Source organism: Kitasatospora sp. Root107, from assembly GCF_001424875.1.
GTDB lineage: Bacteria > Actinomycetota > Actinomycetes > Streptomycetales > Streptomycetaceae > Kitasatospora.
In genome coordinates this window covers 1-3,932 of record NZ_LMCT01000059.1, presented here as the reverse complement: position 1 = coordinate 3,932, position 3,932 = coordinate 1, and the positions used below count along the sequence as shown (strand labels likewise).

Genomic DNA, 3,932 nt, shown 5'->3' with positions numbered 1-3,932 from the left:
GGCCTTCAGTTCCTCGATGCTGTCCGTCGAGTTGTCGTCGTCGGTCTTGCGTGGAGCGTCGTAGTCAGTTGCCACAGATGGTCCTGTCGTTGTGATCGTGCCGGTCGCCGCCGAAGGTGTCGGCCGGTGCCGGGCTTCGCCTCGTCTCAGTGCGGGGAGCGGGTACCGCCGCCCGCTGTCCCGGCTGACGCCACGTCCGCAGTGGTGTGCGGCGTGTAGTTGACCTTGTGGCCGTGAAGACCCCGAGTGCGGCTTGGGGGGACCGGACTCGTTCATGGGTTCAACGACCTTCACGTCGCCGAACTTCCCCTGGTAGGCCGACCTCGGCCTGCGCCGCGCCCAGACCGCGGCCCGCCATCGCCGGGACGTGGCCGACCGCCCTCGCGACGCCCGGCAGCGCCCCTGCGCCGCGCATCGCCAGCTCGTCGGAGCGGCCGCTGACCCCCTCTGCACCGCCCTTGCCCGAGCCGGCCTCCATGCCCTGACCGGTGACTGGGCGGCGCTGGTGGTCGGGCGGATCGGGGTGGTCCGGGTACCCGCTCTCGGCCTGCTCTGGTGTGGTGGGTTGGGGTGGACTACCCGGCCGGGAATCCGCGCCGGGTAGTCCACCATCCGCAGTGGGCCTGGCCTGCCCGGTCGCCCTGGCCGTTCGGTAACCGTTTCCCCCTGTGACCTCATAGCGTTTCGAGCGCCGGCATCGGCTTTCGGTAGACCAATCTGGGCTGGTGCGGGGGTCCTGTCTGGCGGCCCGGGGCGATCCGGGGCTCCTCGGGTTCGGTGACTGTGGGTGGTCATCCTCCGGACTGTCGGGGCTGTGCCGGGTCGGCCGGGCCGGGGGCTGSTCCGGGGGGCCCCGTGAATTGACGGCAGGTCAGGAATTGCCTGCCGTTCCTGCCGTGGATTCTTTCGGATTCGGCTGCTGTTTCCGTCGGTTGAGACCCGGCAGCGGTGGCGGGAATTCCTACGGGAGTCTGGCGGGATTGTGCGTGTGTGGTTTCGGTGGCCGGGGTCCGGTGGCGGCCGCCGTCCCCGGCTCGCCGCCCGTCCTGGGTGGGCCGCTCCCGGCCGCGCTGCTCCTGGCGGTGGCGGCCCGCGAGTTGCTGCCGCGCGGGGGCGGAGCGAGCTGGGTGTTGTGTCCGTCTGGCCGGGCATGGTGATGGTCATGGTGGCGCAGGCGCAGATCGACGGGGTACGGGTGGCCGGGCATGCCGGACGGGTCAGGCGCGAGATCGGCGGCGATTGGTGGATCCTGTTGGTGCGCCGTGTCTCGCGGGGGCGTTCGAGGGTGCATCGTGGCCGGCCTGTGGCGCGGGACCTGGGTTCGCCCTGGCAGGACACGGTGGCCTCGGAGCGGACCGGGTGGCGCACGCGCGCGGCCTGGTTGTACGGCGAGTCCGTCTTCGCAGTCGACTACCGGATCTGCCGGCGTTGCCGGATCGGCTGGGTGGAGAGCCCCGCTACCGATGAGCCGTACCGCAGGTGCGGTCTGGCCGCGGCTGGCCTCGCCGCGTTGCGCGCCGAGCGCCCTGGTCTGATCTGGCACACCCTCGGCGGGCACTTTCGTGAGTCGCGCCCCTTCTGGGAGACCGTTGGAAGCGGCATTCCTGGCGGCTACCGGCAAGGGCCCCTCTGCCCGCACGTCGATCTCGGCTAGCAGGAAACAGCGGCGCGAATCGCGGGAGATACTCGCCACGCAGCTCAGCGCCACACGGCTAGTGATTCAGATCATGTGATCATGGTCTTGCGGGCGGTTGTAGGGACTGGAACCGTCGTCGCCGACACAGTGTCATCAGTGGGGGGAAGCAACAGCCATGAGTCATCGAATCTGTTCTGCCGTCGTCGCCCTCGGTCTTGCCGCGGCCGGTCTCGTCGTGGGTACTCCCACGGCCTCGGCCGGTGGCTACGGCTGTGCGGGCAGTGAGATCGACACGTACCCCGTGAAGTCCGGCTCGACCACGTACGGCGTCATCCACCTGTACTACGACTCCTCGAACGGTACGAACTGCGCCGTCAACGTGGCCACCTCCGCCGGCGGGTACGGGGCGGACAAGTACATGTCGGTGTCGCTCATCCTCTGCTCCCAGACCTCGCCATCCTCCACGTGCGCGATCCTGGATGCCGTCGTAGATGCCAAGACCTACAAGTACTACGCCGGGCCGGTTCCGATGGGGGCGCGAGACCACTGCATCCAGGTCAGGGGCCGCATCACCTACAACGGCAACGAGGCGTCCGGCGGCAGCACCGGGGCAACCCACTGCGGCTGACCGCAGGGCTCAGGGGTGGCTACGTTCGAGCAGCCGCCCTTCGGTCAGGCCAATCGCCTCGCGGTTATGGTTTGGTGGGTCCACCGAGGTCATGAAATGGAGGGGCTCATGACGGTCGAGCAACAGTGGCTGCTGGACGAGACTCCCTGGCCCGAGCAGGCCACCCTGGCTTACGGCGAGTTGGTGGAACTGACGACGCCGCATCCGCCCGTTCCGAGTCTGGGTTGGCTCGGGCCGGAGATCGTGGGCAGCCGTGGTGTGGTCGTCGGGTGTGTCATCAAGCAGGACGAGCGCGACGGCCACGTCGGGCCGATCTACTCGGTGGAGACCGAGGACGGCAGCCCCTGGGGGCTACGGCCGGAGTTCCTGATCCCCAGGGGACGACTCCAGCCCGACATGCCGCCCCGCTATCGCAGCGACCTGCCCGACGGAACCCGCGTCCGAATCCGCACTGAGTCGGACTCACCGAGCGAGACAACGGAAGCTGTCGGGGAGGTCGCCGGGATCTGGTGGACGACGTCCTTGGAGCCACCGAAGGGCTACATCGTGCAGGTTGGCGACCACGAATACTGCGTGACCCCAGAGCAGGCCGAGGTCCTCTGACTCGGCGAGAGCCTGCCTGCGGTCACTGCCGGATGCCGTCAGTGGTCGAACGCGATCAGCGAGCGCGTGACGGGTGCGCCGGTCCGGTTGTTGTGCCAGATGGCGGTGGCCATCGCCAGGACTCGCTGGGCCACCCGGATCGCGACGCCCTCGAAGGTCCGCCCGCCGTGTTGTTCCAGGTCGAGCTGCCCTTTGAGGGTGTCGTTGACCGACTCGATCAGCTGGCGGACCTTCTTGAGCATCGGCTCGCCGAACCGCTTCTTCTCGCGTTTGAACGAGGGCCGCAGCAACTCGACGCCGAGCTCGGAGAGTTCACGCTCGAATGTCTTCGAGGCGAAGCCCGTGTCCGAGATGAGCACCATGCCCTCGCGGCGGGCGACCAGCTCCGCATCGACTTCGAGCATCGCGGCCAGCACCTCCCGCTCATCATGCGGAGGAGAGCCGTGAGAACAACCGTGATGCCCTGCGCTTCCTCTCGGCGTTGACTTAAGCCCGGCGCCGCTCAATTGCCCGTGGGTAAGAAGCTGACCCGGCGGCCACAGCTGCAGGTCGACTGCTCGCCTGTCGCGCCCGCCGAACGCAAGTGCCGCATCGGCTTCACCTGGGGATACGGCACGGGAACGGTGGACCACACCTGCGGCCCGCTGGGTGCGATGCGAAAGATAGGTGCCTGAGCCAAGGCGCCGGGCACTGGTGGTCCGCCAGCTGCCGCCGGGCCCGGCCTGTCCTAGCCTCCTCCAGGGTGGTCACATGCCGGGTGTGACGTAACTGCGTGGGGCTGTCCGGGCCCGGTTCCGTGCCGTGACCTCACGGCGTTTCGGGCACCGGGATCGGTCACCTGGTCGGCAGGAGCCGGGCCTGGCCGCACCGCAGCTGACCCGCCACCAACCTGTCCTCTCCCGCCCGGTGTTTGCGGGCCGCGCCCGGAGGTGCGGTGTCGATACGTTCCTGCCGTGCTTACGACGGGCGGTTGGCGGGCGGACCGGGCTTCGGGGAGACGGTTGTGAGGGCGGCCACTGCGGGCGCCGCCGTGGTCACCGCGAATCCGACCATCTGTGCCCGCGT

General features: G+C 69.0%; 5 protein-coding genes. 3 read left to right on the top strand and 2 right to left on the bottom strand.

The annotated features are described in order from the left end of the window. Positions 1 to 280: 280 nt before the first annotated feature. The gene (locus tag ASC99_RS39145; RefSeq protein ID WP_157531881.1) at positions 281 to 478 is read right to left on the bottom strand and encodes a hypothetical protein; all 198 of its coding nucleotides are present in this window, start codon (positions 476 to 478) and stop codon (positions 281 to 283) included. A gap of 684 nt (positions 479 to 1,162) precedes the next feature. On the opposite strand from ASC99_RS39145, the gene ASC99_RS39930 reads away from it, so the two are divergent. The 3 genes from ASC99_RS39930 to ASC99_RS39140 all read left to right on the top strand — a co-directional run bounded on the left by ASC99_RS39930 (position 1,163) and on the right by ASC99_RS39140 (position 2,867). Continuing rightward, positions 1,163 to 1,654 carry a hypothetical protein gene (locus ASC99_RS39930; RefSeq protein WP_200948475.1) on the top strand — a complete coding sequence of 164 codons (492 nt, stop codon included), beginning with the start codon at positions 1,163 to 1,165 and terminating at the stop codon, positions 1,652 to 1,654. Positions 1,655 to 1,871: 217 nt separating this feature from the next. Then, positions 1,872 to 2,264, top strand: coding sequence for a hypothetical protein (locus tag ASC99_RS31160; RefSeq protein ID WP_057238380.1), 393 nt, complete (start codon positions 1,872 to 1,874; stop codon positions 2,262 to 2,264). A 108-nt stretch (positions 2,265 to 2,372) separates the two neighbouring features. Continuing rightward, positions 2,373 to 2,867: a hypothetical protein gene (locus ASC99_RS39140; protein ID WP_157531880.1), complete on the top strand. Its 495-nt coding sequence runs from the start codon at positions 2,373 to 2,375 to the stop codon at positions 2,865 to 2,867. Positions 2,868 to 2,905: 38 nt separating this feature from the next. Here ASC99_RS39140 and ASC99_RS31150 read toward each other — a convergent pair whose 3' ends face one another. Then, positions 2,906 to 3,271, bottom strand: coding sequence for a hypothetical protein (locus tag ASC99_RS31150; protein ID WP_200948474.1), 366 nt, complete (start codon positions 3,269 to 3,271; stop codon positions 2,906 to 2,908). Positions 3,272 to 3,932 lie beyond the last annotated feature (661 nt).

Coding starts and splice junctions, on each gene's coding strand:
- ASC99_RS31150 (WP_200948474.1), bottom strand. CDS start 3,271: ATGCTCGAAGTCGATGCGGAGCTGGTCGCCCGCCGCGAGGGCATGGTG.
- ASC99_RS39930 (WP_200948475.1), top strand. CDS start 1,163: ATGGTGGCGCAGGCGCAGATCGACGGGGTACGGGTGGCCGGGCATGCC.
- ASC99_RS39140 (WP_157531880.1), top strand. CDS start 2,373: ATGACGGTCGAGCAACAGTGGCTGCTGGACGAGACTCCCTGGCCCGAG.
- ASC99_RS39145 (WP_157531881.1), bottom strand. CDS start 478: ATGGAGGCCGGCTCGGGCAAGGGCGGTGCAGAGGGGGTCAGCGGCCGC.